The organism is Streptomyces sp. NPDC021622, from assembly GCF_040640795.1.
Taxonomy (GTDB): domain Bacteria; phylum Actinomycetota; class Actinomycetes; order Streptomycetales; family Streptomycetaceae; genus Streptomyces.
On record NZ_JBFACK010000001.1, the window covers coordinates 742,300 to 761,623 of the forward strand.

Below are 19,324 nucleotides of genomic sequence, written 5' to 3' on the forward strand. Positions count from 1 at the left end.
CGGCATCATGGGCCCTGTGCGACTCGAAGCGATCACCTGGGAACGGCTCACCGAAGCCCTCGCCGGCCGGCTCGCGGACCTCAAGACGGCCGACGGGAGCCCCTGGCCCCGCATCGCCTTCGACGGCGCCCCCGCGGGCAGGCCCGGCGAGCTCGCACACCGCGTGGCCGACGCCCTGCGGGTGCGCGGACGGTCCGCCCTGGTGATCGGCACGGAGGATTTCCTGCGCCCGGCCTCCCTGCGCCTGGAGTACGGACGCGAGGACGTGGAGGCGTACCACAGCGGCTGGTTCGACACGGGAGCGCTGTGGCGCGAGGTGTTCGGGCCACTGGACCCCGGCGGCACGGGACGCGTGCTGCCTGACCTGTGGGACCCGGCCGCCGACCGCGCCACACGCAGCCCGTACGTCGAACTCCCGCCCGGCGCACTCCTGTTGATGCACGGCCCGCTGCTCCTCGGCCACTGGTTCCCGTTCGACCTGACGGTCCATGTGCGGCTCTCGCAGGGCGCCCTGCGCCGGCGTACCGCACCGGACGAGCAGTGGACGCTGCCGGCCTTCGAGCGGTACGAGACGGAGACGGATCCCGGTGCGGCGGCCGACGTGGTCGTACGCGCCGACGATCCCCGGCATCCGGCGTGGAGCGGCTGAACCTCGACCGACCTCGACCGGCCTCGGCAAAGCTCTTTTATATGCACGTGCATGTAGTTAGAGTCTGGGCATGACAACGGCAGCGATCACTTTCAGCGAATCCGTCCGCGCGCTCCTCGACGGCAAGAACTTCGCCAGCGTGGCGACCCTCGGCCCCGGCGGAGCCCCGCACAACTCCGTGGTGTGGGTCAAACGGGAGGGGGACACCGTGCTGTTCGCCGCCACCGCGGGGCGGCAGAAGGTCCGCAACCTCGAACGTGATCCGCGTATCAGCGTCTCGGTCTTCGACCTGGCGAACCCGTACGCGTCGACCGAGATCCGCGGCGTCGCGGAGATTCTCCCCGACCCTCAGAAGCGGCTCCCGCACGAGCTCGCGCACAAGTACCTCGGCATCGACCCGCCGGGCGAGAAGGACGGGGAGGACCGGGTGATCATCCGGGTGGTCCCGCGGAAGGTCGTCGGCTTCAACGTCTGAGCCGCGCCGTCCCCGGCGTGCGGACCCCCGCGGACCCGGCGAAAATGGAGGGCGCCGGGACTAGCGGTGCCTCCGTGCCGCGCCGGCCGTCCGGCAACGGGAGGTACTCATGACCACCGCCGGAGACATCATGCACCGCGGTGCCCAGTGGATCCCCGCCCACGAGACCCTGGACCGGGCCGCGCAGCTCATGCGCCAGCTCGATGTGGGCGCGCTGCCCATCAGCGACGAGAAAGAACGCCTCTGCGGCATCCTCACCGACCGCGACATCGTGGTCGGCTGCGTGGCGATGGGACACGACCCGGCCAAGATGACCGCCGGTGAGATGGCCAAGGGCACGCCACGCTGGGTCGAGTCGGACGCGGACGTCGGCGAGGTCCTGCACGAGATGCAGGGCCGCCAGATCCGCCGACTGCCCGTCATCGAGAACAAGCGTCTTGTCGGCATGATCAGCGAGGCCGACCTCGCCAAACACCTCACCGAGGAGCAGCTCGCGGGCTGGGTCGAGAGCGTGTACGCGAAGAGCTGATCGCATACGGACTGAGCGCGTACGGCTGATCGCGTACGGCTACCCCTTTGCCGCCACCGAGAACGTGCCGTCGTCCGTCACCCCGTACAACACGCCCCCCAGGGCCAGCGGGGCCACCCCGCTGGGGGAGCGGTCGTCCACCGAGCCGCCTCGGCCGGTGTCCTTGAAGGAGGGCGCCGAGCGCCACCGCTCCCTGCCCGTACGGGTGTTGACGGCGATCACGCTGCTGTCCGGCATCGTGGCGTACAGCGTCTCGCCCCGCACCGACGGCTCGCTGAAGATCCGCAGTTCGCGCGAGGTCGTCCACAGCGGCTTGCCGCGCTTGAGATCCAGGGCGAGCACGGTCTCGTTGGCATAGTCGAACAGGTACATGGCGTCGCCGCGCACCAGCGGCGGCGCCTCCGGCTCGACCGCCCAGGGGAAGTCGATCCCGCGGACGTCCCCCGAGGTCAGATCCTGGATGAAGAAGCGCGCTGAGACGCCCGATTCGTTCTCCCAGCGGGCGAAGTACCCCTTGCCGTCGTGCACCGTGGCCAGCCAGAGATCGCCCTTCGGCGCCTTGACCGAGCTCAGCTTCCGGCCGGTGCGCGCGTCGAAGCGCGTGATGGCCGACGAGGCCGGGGCGGGGTCGCCCTTGCGCGCGGCGGTGCGCAGATCCGCGAAGACCGTGCCGTCCGGGCCCGCGTAGAACGCGCCCGCCGAGTCACTGGTCACCTTGTGATGCCACAGCTCGTCGCCGGACCGGGGGTCGTACGCCGTGTACGTCGACGTCCGGGACTCGCCCAACTCGCCCTTGTGCACGACCAGTACGCCGCTCAGGAACTGGAACTCCGCGTGCGGCCCCGGCAGCCGCCACAGCCGCCGGCCGCTCTTCGCGTCGTACGCGTCGACACCCTGGGAGCCCTCCGCGCTGAACGTGAACACCGCTCCGGCGCCCACGACGGGATCGGTGACCGAATACCCGTTGCTGGACTTGGGGCGGTGCATCGGCTTGGTCCACTTGACCTTGCCCGTCAGGGGATCGAGCCGGGTCAGCGCCGTGGTCGGCGACGCGCAGTAGACGCCGTGCGCGTGCGGGGTGCAGGCCTCCGACGACGGCATCATGTCGTCGCCGTCCTTCTCGGCGGCGACCTGCCACGGCCGCCAGCCGTCGGGCAGGCCCGACTTGCCGTCCGTGCCCTGCGCGACGGGATCCGACCCCCCGAGTAGCGCCACGGATACGCCGATGCCGATCACGGCGGCCAAGGCCACCGCCCCGGCGAGGACGACCTTGAACCGCCGCCCCCGGCGCGGGTGTTGGGGTGCGGTCGCGGTCGTCGCGGTCGCCGACAGGGCGAACGTGGCGTCGGAGGCGTCGGTGGCGGGATCCTCCAGGGGCTCCGCCCGCTCCACGGTGGCTACGCGCTCCCGTGGCGCACCCGGCTCCCCCTCGTCCGGCAGCGCGGCCAGCGCCTCGAGCACCTGCACCGGAGTGGGCCTGTCCTGCGGGTCCTTGGCGAGGCAGGCGAGGACCAGGGGGCGCAACGACTCGGGCAGCGCGCCCAGTTCGGGGTCGTTGTGCACCGTCTGATAGGCGGCCAGATACGCGTTCTCCGCCTCGAAGGGGCTGCGCCCGGTCGCCGCGTACACGAGCAGCGCGCCAAGGGCGAAGACGTCGACGGGCGGCCCCACGTCGCGCGGGCTGCTGAACTGCTCCGGTGCCATGAACGGCGGTGAGCCCATCACCAGGCCCGTCTGCGTCCGGACATCGCTGTGCGCGGCACGGGAGATGCCGAAGTCGATGACGCGCGTCATCCCGCCGTCGCCGCCGTCACCACCGCCGCCGTCCGTGTCCTCCCCGGAGTCGAGCAGCAGTACGTTGCTCGGCTTCAGGTCGCGGTGCACCACCTCGGCGCGGTGGATCTCCCGCAGCGCCTCGGCCAGTTCGCCGCCGAGCCGCTTCAGCCGCGGCCAGTCGAGGGGCCCCTGCTCGGCGACGCGCTGGGCGAGGGTGTTCCCGGGAACGTACGCCGTGGCCATCCAGGGCAGCGCGGCCTCCGGGTCGGCGTCCACGACGGGCGCGGTGAAGGCGCCGCTGACCCGGCGCGCGGCCGTGACCTCCTGGCGGAACCGCGCGCGGAACTCGGGGTCGTCCGCGTACTGGGTGTGGACGACCTTGACCGCGACCGCGCGGCCCGAAGCGGAGCGTCCGAGATAGACGACGCCCATGCCGCCGGTGCCGATCCGCGACTCGATCCGGTAGCCGCCGATCGACTCGGGATCACCCTCGCGCAGAGGCATCGGTCACCTTCCCCCGGTGGTTGACATGGCCGTCACAGACTAGACGCGGGTGCGTGGCGGGTCCTTCGCGGTGCGTCAGAGCCAGCCATTGCGCCGGAACCCTCGGTACAGCGCGAAACAGACGGTGACGATCAGGCCGACGACCATGCCGTAGCCGTACTTCCAGTGCAGCTCGGGCATGTGGTCGAAGTTCATGCCGTACAGACCGCAGACCATCGTCGGCACGGCGATCACGGCGGCCCACGCCGTGATCTTCCGCATGTCCTCGTTCTGGGCGACCGTCACCTGGGCGAGATGCGCCTGGAGGATCGAGTTCAGGAGCTCGTCGAAGGCGGCGATCTGCTCGGTGACCCGCTTCAGATGGTCGTCGACGTCCCGGAAATAGGCCTGTATCTCCGGGGCGATCACCCGCATCGGCTGGGTGGACAGGATCTGCAGGGGGCGGCCGAGCGGCACCACGGCCCGCTTCAGCTCGAGCAGTTCACGCTTGAGCTGGTAGATGCGGCCCGGATCGGCGCGCTCGCCCTCCTTGGAGAACACGTCCATCTCGACCTGGTCGATGTCGGCCTGCACGGAGTCCGTGGCGGCGAGATAGTCGTCCACGACGTGGTCGGCCAGCGCGTGCAGCACCGCTCCGGGGCCCTTGGCGAGCTGCTCGGGCGCCGATTCGAGCTCCTCGCGCAGCGGACCGAGCGAGCCGTGCCTGCCGTGCCGCACGGTGATCACGAACTCCCGGCCGACGAAGACCATGATCTCGCCGGTGTCCACCACCTCGCTGGTCGCGGTCAGCTCGGCATGGTCCACGTAACAGACGGTCTTGAACACGGCGAACAGCGTCTCGTCGTACCGCTCGACCTTCGGCCGCTGATGCGCGTGCACCGCGTCCTCCACGGCGAGCGGGTGCAGGTCGAAGAGCTCCGCGATGCCCGCGAACTCCTGCTCGGTCGGTTCGTGAAGACCGAGCCAGACAAAACCGTCACCGCTCTTGCGTACGCGCTCGACCTCCTCGACCAGGTCGCGGCCGCCCTCCTGGCGGACCCCGTCGCGGTACGTCACGCACTTCACCACCGACGAGCCCAGCGGGGAGCGCACGGGATGGCTGAGGTCGACGCGGGTGTGCTTGCGGGTGAGGCGGGCTGCCCGTGCGACTCTCCGCAGGCCGCCCACCTTCCGGAGGTTCCCTACCTTCCGCAGGTTGCCTGCCATCGACATGCGTGGCTCCTCGTTCCGGTGACTTGGCCAGCAAGTCTGCCAGTACGAGGCGACAGTGCGACCGGGGCCTGTGGGAACGGAAGACTCCGCTCCGATATGCCCGGTTCAGCCTCCCCAGGCGAAGCCCGGACAACTGGGATGATCCCGGCATGACGCTCATCGACGGCTATCTCTCAGGAAATCGACCCGCTGGGGCGGCTGAGGCGGCTGGCGCCACCGAGGTCGGCCGGCGCCACGACGCCTTCGCGGCCCTCTTCGATCCCACGACCTTCCGGCACATCGAGCGGCTCGGCATCGGCCCTGGCTGGCGCTGCTGGGAGGTCGGGGCGGGCGGCGCCTCCGTCGTCTCCTGGCTCGCCAAGCGGGTGGGCCCCACCGGGCGGGTTCTCGCGACCGCCACGGACAGGTCCTGGCAGACGTCTGCCGCGCGCCCGCCGGTCGAGGTGCGCACCCACGACGTGGGCGCGGACGCGCCGCCCATCGAGGGCTTCGACCTGGTGCACGCGCGGCTCGTGCTGTCCCGGGTGCCCGACCTGGAGCAGGCGCTGCGGTCGATGATCAGGGCGCTGCGCTCCGGGGGCAGGCTCCTGATCGAGGAGGCCGACCCCGCGCTGCAGCCCCTGCCCTGCCCCGACGAGCACGGCCCCGCCCAGCAGTTGGCGAACCGCCTCAGGCGCGCGCTGCTCACCCAGCGGGGCTCCGACGTCGCATACGGCCGTGGCCTGCCCCGCCTGCTGCGCGCCGCGGGCCTGCGCCAGGTGGAGGCCGACGCGTACTTCCCCCTGACGGCCCCCGCGTGCGCCGCCCTGGAGACGGAGACGATCCAGCAGTCCCGCAGGGCCCTGACCGCCGCGGGCCTGGCCACGGATGAGGACATCGCCACCCACCTGGCGAGCGTCGCGACAGGCACGATGGACCTGGCGACGTCACCGCTGATCTCGGCGTGGGGCAGGAAGGGCTAGCGGGGCCCCGTAAGGGGCGCGGGGAACTGCGCGACAAGCCCCCACGACCCGCAGCCGAAGGCAGAGCCTGGCCACCCCAGGGCTCAACAGGCCGTCGAACCGGGCAACGGGGGCCGCCCCCCGACCCGTTCGACGGCCAGGGCCCCCGCCCTGCACCCCTCCGCCGCCGCCTCGCAGAGCCCCGCACCCTCCAGCCGGGAGGCGAGAAACGCGCCGGTGAACGCGTCGCCCGCGCCCGTCGAGTCGCGAGGCACGGTCGGCAGCGCGGGAACCGCGGCCCGCACCTCGCCCGACCGGGCGACGAGCGCGCCCGCGGCGCCCCGCTTGACCACCACCGAGGGGAACTGCCGGCTCAGCTTCACGGCCGCGTCCGCCAGGTCGGGCACACCGGTGAGCAGCCGAGCCTCGCCCTCGCTCGGCAGCAGTACGTCCACACCGTCCGTCGCCGCAAGGAAGCGGTCCACGCCGAGATCGGTGAGGAACCCCGCCGACGCGGGATCCACGCTCACCGGCACTCCACGCGCGCGTGCCGATGCCAGCGCAGCTCCGGCCGCCGCCCGGCTCGCCCCGGCGAAGAACAGATAGCCCGAAAGGTGCAGCCACCCGACACCGTCCAGGAGCCCGGCCGACCAGTCGTCGGCCGAAAGGCGCTGGGACGCGCCGCTGTCCGCCAGGAACGTCCGCTCGGCCCCGGCGCCCCCGTCGACCAGACAGATCACCGTCCCCGTCGGCGCCTCGGGGTCGACGACGAGCCGTGGACGTACTCCCGCGCGGGCGAGCGCCTCCTCGTGCCATGCCGCCGAATCGGCCCCGACCCGCCCCAGGATCCGTACGTCCCCGCACCCCCAAGAGGCCGCCCAGGACGCGACATTGGCGCCCGCGCCGCCCGGCACCGCACGGATCGCCGCCGCCGTGTCGGTGCCCGGCGCGAGCGGTGCGCGGTGCCGCGCGACGATGTCGGTGACGACGTCGCCGACGACCAGCAGGGCCCCGCCGCCCGCGCTCACCGCCCGGCCCAGGCCGCCGCGATCCGGCCCGCGAGCCGTACGTTGCCGCGCACCGCCGCGAGGTTGGCGTCGAGCGACGCGCCCCGCGTACGGCGCACCAACTGGTCCAGGAGGAACGGCGTGACCGCCTGCCCCGTGATGCCCCGCTCGGCGCACTCCTCCAGCGCCTCGGCGAGCACGCGCGCGTGGAGCGCGGGATCGAGCTGCTCGGACTCGGGGACAGGGTTCGCGACGATCAGCGCGGACTCCGGACCGCCGACTGCGTCCTGGGCCCGCATCACCTGGGCGACCTCCCCGGGCGTACGCAGCGTCCAGTCCACCGGATGCCCGGAGTCGGTGAGGTAGAAGCCGGGGAAGCGGTCAGTGCCGTACCCGGCGACCGCGACGCCCAGCGTCTCCAGGCGCTGCAGCGTCGCCGCCACGTCCAGGATCGACTTCACGCCCGCGCAGACCACGGTGATGCGCGTCCGGGCGAGCAGCCCCAGGTCGGCGGACTCGTCCTGGGTCACCGTCCACTCCCGGTGCACCCCGCCGAGCCCGCCCGTGGCGAACACCCGCACGCCCGCGCGGGCGGCGAGCAGCGCCGTCGCCGACACGGTCGTCGCCCCGCTCGCACCGGCCGCGACCGCGAGCGCCAGATCACGGTGGCCCAGCTTGCGGATGCCGTCCTCGTTCGCGACCCGCTCCAACTGCTCCTTGTCCAGGCCGACACGGGGGCGCCCGTCGAGGACCGCGATCGTCGCGGGGACGGCTCCTTCCGCCCGTACGACGTCCTCCAGTTCGCGCGCCACCTGGAGATTGCGCGGGCGTGGCAGCCCGTGCGCGATGATCGTGGACTCCAGGGCGACGACCGGCCGCCGATCCGCCACCGCCGCCTGTACCTCGTCGGACACCACCAGCACGGGCCTGCCTCCTGCCTGTCGGGTCTCCTCTCATCCCTGGCGGGCGGCGCACCCCGTCAAACCCGTCCACGGAGAAGGCGCACCCCTGGCAGGGCCTGTCGCGGGGGCCCGGCTAGGGTGACCGGCCATGACCACGAAAGATCAAGCTGTCGCGTCGTTTGCCGTGCACATTCCGGATGCCGACCTGGAGGCCGAGCCGCTCGATCCGGCGCAGATCGTCTCCGGCACCCCGGAGGTCACCGGCAAGCTCCTGTGGGAGTCCGCCGACGGCAAGCAGCTGCGCGGCATCTGGCAGATCACGCCCGGAGTGGTCACCGACACCGAGGCCAACGAACTCTTCGTGGTCGTCAGCGGCCGCGCCACGATCGCCGTCGAGGGCGGCGACGTGATCGAGGTCGGCCCCGGCGACGCGGCCGTCCTGCGCGAGGGCGACCGTACGACGTGGACGGTGCACGAGACGCTGCGCAAGGCGTACCACATCACGCTGCCCTGACCGCCCTGCGGACCGCGAGCGCAGCCATCGGCAGCAGCACGCAGACGCCGATGAGGTTGAGCCAGCCGTAGCTCGCCTGCGCGACGATCAGGCCGGCCGCCGCGCCGCCGATGCCCGCTGCCGTGTTCATGGTCAGGTCCGAGAGGCCCTGTACGGCGGCCCGGGCGGGCCCGGGCACCGAGTCGGTCAGCAGCGCCGAGCCGGACACCAGGCCCGCGGACCAGCCGAGGCCGAGCACGAAGAGCCCGGCGGCGGTCTGGCCGTGGCTGGGGCCCGCCGTGCCGGCGAGCAGCGCGGCGCAGCACAGCAGCCCGATCGCCAGGCCGATCACGGAGAGCCTGCCGAACCGGTCGGCGAGCCAGCCCATCACCGGCGACAGGGCGTACATGCCCGCGATGTGACCGCTGATGACCAGGCCGACCAGCTGCAGACTCGCCCCGTGGTGCCCGAGGTCGACCGGCGTCATCACCATGATCGAGACCATCACGGTGTGCGACGCGGCCACCGTCACCAGGGCGAGGCGGGCCATCGGCGACGCGGCCACCGCGGCGACACCGGCCCGCAGCGAGCGGCTCTGCGCGGAGTCGTCCTCCTGCGGAGCCAGGGCGCGCGCGGTGAGCAGCGGGTCGGGTCGAAGGAGCACCGCCACCACCAGACCGGAGACCGCGAAGATCCCGGCGGCGAAGAGGAAGGGGCCGGCCGTCTCGGGGATGGCCGTGTCGGCGAAGGCACGACTGGTCGGGGCGGCGATGTTCGGCCCGAGCACCGAGCCGATGGTGGTGGCCCAGATGACCAGGGAGATGGCGCGGCCGCGCCGCTCGGGCTCGGCGAGGTCGGCCGCGGCGAACCGCGCCTGCAGATTCGCCGACGAGCCCGCGCCGAAGCCCGCCATGCCGAGCAGCAGCAGGGGAAAGTTCTCGATGACCGCGGCGAGCACCACGAGCCCCGCGCCGAGCGCGCCGATCAGATAGGCGAGGACGAGCCCCGGCCGCCGTCCGCGCGAGGTCATCAGCGCGGCGAGTGGCAGCGAGAGCAGCGCCGTACCGGCCACGGAGGCGGTGGGCGCGAGCCCGGACAGGGCCTCGGTCCCACTCACCTCGGTCGCCAGGACCGGGGCCAGAGCAATGCCGATCGGCACACCGAGCCCGCCCAGTATCTGACTGGCGATCAGCACCGCGGTGGTACGACGGCGAAGGCCGGGCAGCGCCTCAGGGGCGGGTATGTCAGGAGCGTCGACGGTCGAAGTCACTGACGCAGTGTGCCAGGGCGTTCATACACGCGAAACGGAGTTGCGGCGACCGACTGGGCGCCTCGGGCCGGCGCGGGGTCCTCTGGCGTCTCAGCTCAGCGCACGTCGTCCGGCCGGGCGTTTCGGGCCGGCGCGCGGTCGGCTGGCCTTCGGATCTTGGGCTTGGTGGGCTGGCTCTTCAGATCAGCGTGTGGCTGGCCAGCGCTTCAGGCCAGTGTGCGGTCGTCTGGGGTCTCAGCTCAGCGCACGTCGGCCGGCCGGGCGTTTCGGGCCTGCGCGCGGTCGGCTGGCTTTCGGATCTGGGCTTGGTGGGCTGGCTCTTCAGATCGGCGCGTGGCTGGCCAGCGCTTCAGGCCAGTGTGCGGTCGTCTGGGGTCTCAGCTCAGCACGCGTCGTCCGGCCGGGCGTTTCAGACCGGCGCGCGGTCGGGCGGCGTCTCGGATCAGCGCTCGGTCGGCTGGCGCCTCAGATCGGGGCGTGGCCGGCCAGTAGATCAGCGCACGCCGACCGGGCGTCTCAGACGGGCGCGGGGCCGGGCGGCCCCTTGGACCAGCGCACGGTCGGCCGGCACCTCAGATCGGCGCGCGGCCAGCCGGCGCCTCAGGCCGGCGCAAGCTCGCCCCGCCCCTCAGGCCGACGCAAGTTCGCCCCGCCCCTCAGAACAGCGGCTGCGGCAGTACCCCCTCCAGTGCGAGCAGTCGGCGCTTGGTTTCCAGGCCGCCTCCGAAGCCGCCGATTCCGCCGTCGCTCTCCACCACGCGGTGGCACGGCACCACGACCGGCAGCGGATTGGCGCCCATCGCCATCCCGACCGCCTGGGCGGCGCGGGGCTGGCCGACGCGGCGGGCCAGGTCGCCGTAGCCGACGACCGCGCCGTACGGAACGGTGGTCAGCTCGCGCAGGACCTGGCGGTTGAACCCGGAGATCAGTGACCAGTCCAGGGGCAGGTCGAAGGTGTGGCGCTCGCCCGCGAAGTAGGCGGCGAGTTGCCGTATGGGCTCGGCGAGGAGTGGCGAGTCGGGATCCTCGACCGGCTCGGTCCCCAGTCGGGAGCCGAGCCGGTCGAGCGCCTTGTCGCGCACCGCGTCCGTGGCGTGGAAGACGACGGTGACCAGACCCTCGTCGGTCGCGGCCAGCAGCAGGGGGCCGATGTCGCTCGTGACGACGGCCCACACCACCCGCTGCCGGCCTTCCTGCCCCTGCGTGTCCTGCCCGTTGGCGTTCATGTGGACCACCGTACGACCGGGCACTGACAACGCCCGTCGCCGTCGGCCCGGACTACTCGGAGATCGCCTTGCGCACGACGTCCGGCGTGTTCGTGATGATGCCGTCCACCCCGAAGCCCGCCACCCGCCGCGCGCCCGCCGCGTCGTTCACGGTCCACGTGAAGATCTCCAGGGGCTTGCCGTGCGGCCCCTTGAGCGAGTGGATCGCGGCGACGTAGCTGTTGGAGATCGAGCCGTGCGTCGAGTTGATCTGGTCGGAGAACTTCGCGTAAGCGGGCAGATCGGCCACGGCGGGCGTCCCGAGGAAGCCCGTCTTGATGTCGGGCCGCAGCGCGTGCACCGTCTTCACGCTGTCCGCGCTGAAGCTCTGGATCACGAGCTTGCTGCCGACGTGCTTCCGGTCGAGCCAGCCCTCCTTGCGGAGCACCTCCAGGCCCTGCTTCTCGATGCCCGGGTACAGCTCGGGCTTCTTGAACTCGAAGACGAGCTTCTGGTGGTTGCGCGAGACCCGGTTCATGTACTGCTTGAGCGTCGGCACCCGCTGCCCCGCGTACTTGGGGCTGAACCAGCTGCCCGCGTCCAGCCTGGCGATCTCCGCCGCGGTGAAGTCGGCGACCTTCCACGGCGCACGGTCGGGGAAGAGCTCCTCGACGTTCGTCGTCCGCTTCAGGGTGTCGTCGTGCATGATCACGAGCTCGCCGTCCTTGGTGCGCTGGACGTCGTTCTCGACCCAGCGGAACCCCATGTCAGCCGCCTTGTCGATGGCTGAAAGAGTGTTCTCCGGAGCGTAGGCGGAAGCCCCCCGGTGCGCGACGACCAGCGGTCGGTCGTGCGCACTGGAGGACTGGGCGGACGGCTGCGCCGAAGTCCGGTCGGAGGCCTGAGCGGTGGCGGAGGGGAGGGCGAGTGCACCGGCTCCAAGAAGAGCGGCGGTGGCGGCAGCGGCAGCGCGTGCGTACAACGGTGACTCCTCGCGATTGCGGTCACGGACCGGATGAGAGTGACAGTCCACGGCCAACGCGAGACAGGTGCAGGATGGCCACAGGTTGAACGGAGACAGCCGGGTTTCTTTCCCGGAAAATCGTTCGTACGTTCCGGAGTGAGCTTTACTCTCTGCGGCAGCCCACGGCCTCTCAGTAGACCGTCGGTTGGGGCCAGATGGGGTTTTTCCCGGGCGAACAGGTACTACAGGCGGAAGGGCTACCGCGAATGCAGGGCACGGTCGACGGTTTCAGCTACGGAGCGGTCACACCCGTAGTGGCGTACCTCATGGCCTGTCTGGGCGGTGCGCTCGGACTGCGCTGCACCACCAGATCGCTTCTTGTCGCGCATTCCTGGCGACCCGGCTGGCTCGCCCTCGGGTCGGCCGCGATCGGGTCCGGCATATGGACCATGCATTTCGTCGCGATGATGGGCTTCACCGTCAAGGAAGCCCCGATCCACTACGACAAGGCGCTGACCTTCGCGAGCCTCGCCGTCGCCATCGTCATGGTCGGCATCGGGATCTTCATCGTCGGCTACCGCGGCGCGACCGGGACGGCACTGTTCACCGGGGGGACGATCACCGGCCTGGGTGTCGCCTCGATGCACTATCTGGGAATGGCCGGTATGCGTCTGCGCGGAACGCTGGAGTACAACACCTTCACCGTCTCCGCCTCCGTCGTCATCGCCGTCGTCGCCGCCACCGCCGCCCTGTGGGCTGCCGCCCAGGTCAGAGGCTTCCTGTGGAGCCTCGGCGCGAGCCTCGTGATGGGCCTGGCCGTCAGCGGGATGCACTACACGGGAATGGCCGCGCTCAGCGTCCATCTGCACGGCAGCTCGACCGCCGCACCGGCCACCGGCGACTCGCCCGCCGAACTCCTCGCGCCCATGATGATCGGCCCGCTCGCCTTCCTGCTCCTCGCGGGCGTGATCGTGATGTTCGACCCGCTGATGGTGATGGGCAAGGAAGACCTCAAGAACGCCGCACAAGCGGGGCGCGCCCCCTACCCCGTCCCGCGCTCCGGCGACCGGCACGACCCGCGGGCCGGCCGCAGGCCCCCGCCCCGCCCCGGCTCCAAGGCCCCGCAGAGCTGGTGATCCGGCCCCGTTGTCAGTGCGGGGTCGTACGGTGGGTTCCATGCGGCCCGTATCCAAGATCGAACGCACGGTGGCGCCTTTCGAGGTCGTCAGCAACTACACGCCAAGCGGCGACCAGCCGGCGGCCATCGCCGACCTGGAGCGGCGCATCAACGCAGGTGAGAAGGACGTCGTCCTGCTCGGCGCGACCGGCACCGGCAAGTCGGCCACCACCGCGTGGATGATCGAGAAGCTCCAGCGCCCCACGCTCGTGATGGCGCCGAACAAGACGCTGGCCGCCCAGCTGGCGAACGAGTTCCGCGAGCTCCTGCCGAACAACGCGGTGGAGTACTTCGTCTCGTACTACGACTACTACCAGCCCGAGGCGTACGTCCCTCAGTCGGACACGTACATCGAGAAGGACTCCTCGATCAACGAGGAGGTCGAGCGCCTGCGCCACTCGGCGACGAACTCGCTCCTGACCCGCCGTGACGTGATCGTGGTGGCCTCCGTCTCCTGCATCTACGGCCTCGGCACGCCGCAGGAGTACGTGGACCGGATGGTCCCGCTCAAGGTCGGCGACGAGATCGACCGCGACCAGCTCCTGCGCCGCTTCGTCGACATCCAGTACACGCGCAACGACGTGGCCTTCGCGCGCGGCACCTTCCGGGTCCGCGGCGACACCATCGAGATCTTCCCGGTCTACGAAGAGCTGGCCGTCCGCATCGAGATGTTCGGCGACGAGATCGAGGCGCTCTCCACGCTGCACCCCCTCACCGGCGAGGTCATCAGCGACGACGACCACCTCTACGTCTTCCCGGCCTCGCACTACGTGGCGGGTCCCGAGCGCATGGAGAAGGCGGTCAACGGCATCGAAAAGGAGCTCGCCGAGCGCCTGACCGAGCTGGAGAAGCAGGGCAAGATGCTGGAGGCCCAGCGCCTTCGGATGCGCACGACGTACGACCTGGAGATGCTCCGCCAGATCGGCTCCTGCTCCGGCGTCGAGAACTACTCGATGCACTTCGACGACCGCGAACCGGGCTCGGCGCCCAACACCCTCATCGACTACTTCCCCGAGGACTTCCTCCTCGTCATCGACGAGTCGCATGTCACGGTCCCGCAGATCGGCGCCATGTACGAGGGCGACGCCTCCCGCAAGCGGACCCTGGTGGACCACGGCTTCCGGCTGCCGTCCGCGCTGGACAACCGCCCGCTGAAGTGGGAGGAGTTCCTCGGCCGCATCGGCCAGACCGTCTACCTCTCGGCGACCCCGGGCAAGTACGAACTCTCGCGCGGCGACGGCTTCGTCGAGCAGATCATCCGCCCCACCGGCCTCGTCGACCCGGAGGTCGTGGTCAAGCCCACCGAGGGCCAGATCGACGACCTGGTGCACGAGATCCGCTCCCGTACGGAGAAGGACGAGCGGGTCCTGGTCACCACCCTCACCAAGAAGATGGCCGAGGACCTCACCGACTACTTCCTCGAACTGGGCATCCAGGTCCGCTATCTGCACAGCGACGTCGACACCCTGCGCCGCGTCGAGCTCCTGCGCGAGCTGCGCGCCGGTGAGTACGACGTCCTGGTCGGCATCAACCTCCTGCGCGAGGGCCTCGACCTGCCCGAGGTCTCCCTGGTGGCGATCCTCGACGCCGACAAGCAGGGCTTCCTGCGCTCCGGCACCTCACTGATCCAGACCATCGGCCGCGCGGCGCGCAACGTCTCGGGCCAGGTCCACATGTACGCGGACAAGATCACCCCGGCGATGGAGCAGGCCATCGACGAGACCAACCGCCGCCGCGAGAAGCAGATCGCGTACAACAAGGAAAAGGGCATCGACCCGCAGCCGCTGCGCAAGAAGATCAACGACATCGTGTCGGCGATCGCGCGCGAGGAGGTCGACACCGAGGAGCTCCTGGGTACGGACTACCGCAAGGCGAAGGAGGGCAAGGATGCCAAGGCGCCCGTGCCCGCGCTCGGCGGGGCCAACGGGAAGGCGGGCAAGGCGGCCAAGGGCAAGGCCGCCGCGAAGGTGCCCACCGACCGTCCCGCGGCCGAACTGGCCGAGCAGATCGAGGAGATGACCGCGCGGATGCGCGCGGCCGCCGCCGACCTGCAGTTCGAGATCGCCGCCCGGCTGCGTGACGAGGTGTCGGAGATGAAGAAGGAGCTGCGTCAGATGAAGGAGGCCGGCCAGGCCTAGCGCGGCCGCCGGGGGAGAGGGGACACGCCGGAAACGCCGTACTGGCTGGTGTGTTGCAAGAACGCCACAAAGTGCCGCCCACGGTGCGGCACTGTCAGTGGCTCTGCGTAGGGTGCTTGGCAACCGCACAGACTGGCGGTTGCCCAGGCAGTTCGAGAGGGGACAGCGCGTGACGGTCAACATGACCAAGGGTCAGGCCATCAGCCTGCAGAAGGACGACGGGGGCGCCCTGACCGCGGTGCGCATGGGACTTGGGTGGCAAGCGGCCCCCAGGCGGGGCCTGTTCGGCACGCGCACCCGTGAGGTCGACCTGGACGCTTCGGCGGTGCTCTTCGCCGACAAGCAGCCGGTGGACGTCGTGTTCTTCCGTCACCTCGTCAGCGACGACGGTTCCGTACGGCACACGGGTGACAACCTCGTCGGCGGTGTCGGCCAGGGCGGGGACGACGAGGCGATCCTCGTCGACCTGCAGCGCATCCCGGTCCACATCGACCAGATCGTCTTCACGGTGAACTCGTTCACCGGCCAGACGTTCCAGGAGGTGCAGAACGCGTTCTGCCGTCTGGTCGACGAGACCAACGGCCAGGAGCTGGCCCGCTACACCCTGGACGGCGGCGGTCAGTACACCGCGCAGATCATGGCGAAGGTCCACCGCGCGGGCGCGGGCTGGCAGATGACGGCGCTCGGCAACCCGGCCAACGGCCGGACGTTCCAGGACCTGATGCCGTCGATCCTGCCGCACCTGTAAGCACGCGGCACGAGCAGGCCGCACCAGTACGCGGCACCAGTACGCACAAGGGCACGAGGGGGACGAAGGCGATGACGGCCGAGCTGGTCCGGGGGCAGAACCACCCGCTTCCCGGGACCCGACTGGAGATCCGCGTCTCGGTCGGCAAGCCGATCGTGGCCGGGGTCACGCTCAGCGACGAGCAGGGCAAGGTGCGCGGCACGGACTGGGTGGCCCATCCGGGCGCACCCGCCCTGCCCGGGCTCGAAGTGCCCAAGCAGGCAGCCGCCGAGCATCGCCTCGCGGTGGACCTGGACGCCGTGCCGGAGGCCGTGCACCGGGTCAACGTCCTGCTCGCGCTGCCCGTGGGCGTCGGGGGCCCGGTCAGCTTCGGCGCCCTCGCCGCCCCCTTCGTCGCCGTCACCGGACTCGACGGCTCCCAGGTCGCCAGCTATACGATCACCGACCTGGACGCCGAGTCCGCCGTTGTCGCCCTGGAGCTCTACCGCAGGCAGGACGCCTGGAAGGTGCGCGCCGTCGGCCAGGGGTATGCGGGCGGCCTCGCCGACATGCTCACCGACCAGGGCCTGCCGGGTGCCCACGAGTTGGCCGGCACGATCAACGAGGCGGTGGCCCAGGGCCTGGCCCGTTCGGTCGCCGCACCGCCGCCCCGCCCCTCGGACGAGGCGCGCGTGCGGGCCACGGGGCAGCCGTCCCCCGGTCCGGGATCGCGGGGTCCGGACGGCGCGGCCGCGGGCCGGCCCGACCCGGCCACGCACCAGCCGGGCGACGCGGGCGCAGGCACGACAGGCGCCGGCACGGCGGGCGGCCCCGTCAACTACACGCATCCCGGCCGCCAGACCACCACACCGCCGCCGCCCCCGCCGACCGCGGCCCCGGCCGAGCCCGGCAGGCCCGCCCAGCCCGTGGCGGGCGACGCGACCGGCTGGTCGATGGAGGAGCGGCTCTACAACCAGGTGTGGGGCATGTTCGAGGACCTGGCCCGCACCATGGCGGCGTACCGAAGCGCCGTGGACTTCGCCGATTCCCGCATGGAGCAGGAGCTCGACAAGGTCCTCTCCGACCCCCGCAGCCGCATCGGCAACACGGGCGACGCCGCGCGCGAAGCCGCCCGTGCCAAGCACGGCCTCCTCGTCGACCAGGCGAGGGCCGCCCTCGACCGCGACCTGGGCCAGCTCGCCGCCGAGTCCGAGGTGGTCGAGCCCGCCCTGCCCGCCCCGTACGCGGGCTGGGACAGCCCGGTCTGGCAGGGCTACCGCGTCCCCATGGAGATCCCCATGGCGCTGCGCCTTGGCGACCTGCATCTGCCCGAGCGCCCCGACCTGCGGATTCCCATGCTGGTCCGGCTGCCGCTCGAGCGCGGCCTGTGGATCGACAGCGGCCGCTCGTCCGGCACGGACTCCCTGGCCGACGCCGACCAGCTGCGCCGCCTTGCCATGGACAGCGCCGTCGCGCACGCCGCACGGCTGCTCGCGGCCTACCCGCCGAACGAGTTCTCGGTGCACGTCATCGACGCGGCGGGCACGGCGGCCGGCGCCCTCGCGCCGCTGGTCACGTCGGGCGTGCTCGCCGAGCCCCCGGCCTCCGGCGCGGCAGGCGTGTCCGCCGTCCTCGCCAAGCTCACCCAGCGCGTCGACCTGGTGCAGATGGCGATCCGCGCGGGCGCCGCCGACGCGCTGCCGCCGGACCTGGACACCGCCGAGCAGCTCCTGATCGTCAACGACTTCCCGCACGGCTTCGACGACCGCGCCGTCACCCAGCTCCGCTACCTCGCGGACGAGGGCCCGGCCGTCGGCGTGCACCTGATGATGGTCGCCGACCGGGAGGACGCCGCCGAGTACGGCCCGCTGCTCGACCCGCTGTGGCGCGCGCTCCTTCGCCTGACGCCGGTGGCGGACGACCACCTCGCCGACCCGTGGGTCGGTCACGCGTGGACGTACGAACCGCCGATGGCGCCGCCCGGCAGCCAGGTGGTTCAGCAGGTCCTGAACCAGGTGGGGCAGGCGCGCCGCACGGGCGGCCGCTGACCCGCGCGCCGCGCGCGGGTCTGTGGGCCAACTGACGGTAAAGCGACTTCTTGACCCGCCTGACCTGGCCTTTTGGCTCTTATTTGCCGTCTCCTTTACCAATCCTTGGTGTTTCGCGTACTCTTCTTCCAGCGGAGGGGAGTACTCCCGAACGCGACGTGCCCGTCAATACGGACCGCCATCGGTCCCGGGGCGTCGGCCCGCGGAGCGGTGAGCCGCCCCGGGTGGAGGAGACCTCCGGCAGCGACGACGCTGATCAGTAGCCGTACGACGCCGGAGGCGCAGTGGACGTTTCAATGACCCTTTGGGTGCTGACCATTCTTGGTCTGTGTGCCCTGATCGCCGTCGACTTCTTCATCGGCCGCAAGCCGCACGACGTATCGATCAAGGAAGCCGGAATCTGGACGGTCGTCTGGATCGTGCTGGCCGCGCTCTTCGGAGTGGGCCTGCTGATCTGGGGCGGCGGCCAGGCGGGCGGCGAGTTCTTCGCGGGCTTCATCACCGAGAAGTCACTCAGCGTCGACAACCTCTTCGTCTTCATCCTGATCATGGCGAAGTTCTCGGTGCCGAGCCACCTCCAGCAGCGGGTGCTGCTGTTCGGTGTGCTGATAGCGCTCGTCCTGCGAGCGATCTTCATCGCCGCCGGCGCCGCGGTCATCGCCAACTTCTCCTGGGTCTTCTACATCTTCGGCGCGTTCCTGATCTACACCGCCTGGAAGCTCATCCAGGAGGCGCGCTCCGGGGACGACGAAGAGGAGTGGGAGGAGAACCGCCTCCTGAAGGCCGCCGAGCGGAAGTTCGGCGTCGCCGACCAGTACCACGGCACCAAGCTGTTCATCCAGAAGAACGGCAAGAAGATCATGACGCCCCTCATGATCGTCATGCTCGCCATCGGCACCACCGACGTGCTCTTCGCGATGGACTCGATCCCCGCGATCTTCGGCCTCACCCAGGACCCGTACATCGTCTTCACGGCGAACGCCTTCGCCCTGATGGGTCTGCGACAGCTGTACTTCCTCATCGGCGGACTGCTCAAGAAGCTGGTCCACCTCAGCTACGGCCTGTCGGTCATCCTGGGCTTCATCGGCGTGAAGCTCGTCCTGCACGCCCTGCACGAGAACGGCGTGCACGTCCCCGAGATCTCCATCCCGGTCTCGCTCGGCGTCATCTGCGGTGTCCTGGTCATCACCACGATCACCAGCCTCATGGCCACCAAGAAGCAGACGGAGAAGGAGGCCGCGGAGAAGGCGGCCGACGAGACTGAGAAGGACAGCATCGAGGCCTGACGGCGTCGGACGCAGGAATGA

Annotated in this window: 17 protein-coding genes; 10 read left to right on the forward strand and 7 right to left on the reverse strand. The window is 71.0% G+C overall.

Annotated elements, in window-relative coordinates:
* Positions 1-7 precede the first annotated feature (7 nt).
* The 3 genes from AB0G47_RS03340 (at position 8) to AB0G47_RS03350 (ending at position 1,653) form a co-directional block, all read left to right on the forward strand.
* Positions 8-649, forward strand: coding sequence for a uridine kinase (locus AB0G47_RS03340; protein WP_360763955.1), 642 nt, complete (start codon positions 8-10; stop codon positions 647-649).
* 70 nt (positions 650-719) lie between these two features.
* On the forward strand, positions 720-1,124 hold the full coding sequence (locus AB0G47_RS03345) for a PPOX class F420-dependent oxidoreductase (RefSeq protein ID WP_360763529.1): 405 nt from the start codon (positions 720-722) through the stop codon (positions 1,122-1,124).
* Between the two features lie 109 nt (positions 1,125-1,233).
* Entirely contained in the window at positions 1,234-1,653 is a 420-nt protein-coding gene (locus AB0G47_RS03350) for a CBS domain-containing protein (protein ID WP_360763531.1), read from the forward strand.
* Between the two features lie 39 nt (positions 1,654-1,692).
* On the opposite strand, the gene AB0G47_RS03355 is transcribed toward AB0G47_RS03350, so the two are convergent.
* A complete protein-coding gene (locus AB0G47_RS03355; RefSeq protein ID WP_360763533.1) occupies positions 1,693-3,933 on the reverse strand; it encodes a serine/threonine-protein kinase in 2,241 nt (746 codons plus the stop codon).
* Positions 3,934-4,008: 75 nt separating this feature from the next.
* Positions 4,009-5,145, reverse strand: coding sequence for a magnesium and cobalt transport protein CorA (locus AB0G47_RS03360; protein ID WP_360763535.1), 1,137 nt, complete (start codon positions 5,143-5,145; stop codon positions 4,009-4,011).
* Between the two features lie 149 nt (positions 5,146-5,294).
* On the opposite strand from AB0G47_RS03360, the gene AB0G47_RS03365 reads away from it, so the two are divergent.
* The gene (locus AB0G47_RS03365) at positions 5,295-6,107 is read left to right on the forward strand and encodes a methyltransferase domain-containing protein (protein ID WP_360763537.1); all 813 of its coding nucleotides are present in this window, start codon (positions 5,295-5,297) and stop codon (positions 6,105-6,107) included.
* 83 nt (positions 6,108-6,190) lie between these two features.
* On the opposite strand, the gene AB0G47_RS03370 is transcribed toward AB0G47_RS03365, so the two are convergent.
* Both AB0G47_RS03370 and AB0G47_RS03375 read right to left on the reverse strand, forming a co-directional pair.
* A complete protein-coding gene (locus AB0G47_RS03370) occupies positions 6,191-7,114 on the reverse strand; it encodes a PfkB family carbohydrate kinase (protein ID WP_360763539.1) in 924 nt (307 codons plus the stop codon).
* Positions 7,111-8,016 carry a pseudouridine-5'-phosphate glycosidase gene (locus tag AB0G47_RS03375; RefSeq protein ID WP_360763541.1) on the reverse strand — a complete coding sequence of 302 codons (906 nt, stop codon included), beginning with the start codon at positions 8,014-8,016 and terminating at the stop codon, positions 7,111-7,113. Before AB0G47_RS03375 ends, AB0G47_RS03370 begins: the two co-directional genes overlap by 4 nt.
* Positions 8,017-8,143: 127 nt before the next feature.
* Between AB0G47_RS03375 and AB0G47_RS03380 the strand changes: the two genes are divergently transcribed.
* Positions 8,144-8,509 (forward strand): cupin domain-containing protein, encoded by a 366-nt coding sequence (locus AB0G47_RS03380; RefSeq protein ID WP_266868214.1) that lies wholly within the window; start codon positions 8,144-8,146, stop codon positions 8,507-8,509.
* On the opposite strand, the gene AB0G47_RS03385 is transcribed toward AB0G47_RS03380, so the two are convergent.
* The 3 genes from AB0G47_RS03385 to AB0G47_RS03395 form a co-directional block, all read right to left on the reverse strand.
* Positions 8,496-9,758 (reverse strand): MFS transporter, encoded by a 1,263-nt coding sequence (locus AB0G47_RS03385; protein ID WP_360763543.1) that lies wholly within the window; start codon positions 9,756-9,758, stop codon positions 8,496-8,498. The genes AB0G47_RS03380 and AB0G47_RS03385 overlap by 14 nt on opposite strands.
* A gap of 656 nt (positions 9,759-10,414) precedes the next feature.
* Entirely contained in the window at positions 10,415-10,984 is a 570-nt protein-coding gene (locus AB0G47_RS03390; RefSeq protein ID WP_360763545.1) for a methylated-DNA--[protein]-cysteine S-methyltransferase, read from the reverse strand.
* A 52-nt stretch (positions 10,985-11,036) separates the two neighbouring features.
* Positions 11,037-11,945 (reverse strand): glycerophosphodiester phosphodiesterase family protein, encoded by a 909-nt coding sequence (locus tag AB0G47_RS03395; protein WP_360763547.1) that lies wholly within the window; start codon positions 11,943-11,945, stop codon positions 11,037-11,039.
* A 248-nt stretch (positions 11,946-12,193) separates the two neighbouring features.
* On the opposite strand from AB0G47_RS03395, the gene AB0G47_RS03400 reads away from it, so the two are divergent.
* From AB0G47_RS03400 to AB0G47_RS03420, 5 genes are all read left to right on the forward strand, one after another.
* On the forward strand, positions 12,194-13,063 hold the full coding sequence (locus tag AB0G47_RS03400; RefSeq protein WP_360763549.1) for an MHYT domain-containing protein: 870 nt from the start codon (positions 12,194-12,196) through the stop codon (positions 13,061-13,063).
* 40 nt (positions 13,064-13,103) lie between these two features.
* Positions 13,104-15,242, forward strand: a complete 2,139-nt coding sequence (gene uvrB, locus AB0G47_RS03405; protein WP_360763551.1) for an excinuclease ABC subunit UvrB — start codon at positions 13,104-13,106, stop codon at positions 15,240-15,242.
* A gap of 169 nt (positions 15,243-15,411) precedes the next feature.
* Positions 15,412-15,990 carry a TerD family protein gene (locus AB0G47_RS03410; RefSeq protein WP_360763553.1) on the forward strand — a complete coding sequence of 193 codons (579 nt, stop codon included), beginning with the start codon at positions 15,412-15,414 and terminating at the stop codon, positions 15,988-15,990.
* 71 nt (positions 15,991-16,061) lie between these two features.
* Positions 16,062-18,017: a TerD family protein gene (locus tag AB0G47_RS03415; protein ID WP_360763554.1), complete on the forward strand. Its 1,956-nt coding sequence runs from the start codon at positions 16,062-16,064 to the stop codon at positions 18,015-18,017.
* 296 nt (positions 18,018-18,313) lie between these two features.
* On the forward strand, positions 18,314-19,303 hold the full coding sequence (locus AB0G47_RS03420) for a TerC family protein (RefSeq protein ID WP_360763555.1): 990 nt from the start codon (positions 18,314-18,316) through the stop codon (positions 19,301-19,303).
* Positions 19,304-19,324: the final 21 nt, after the last annotated feature.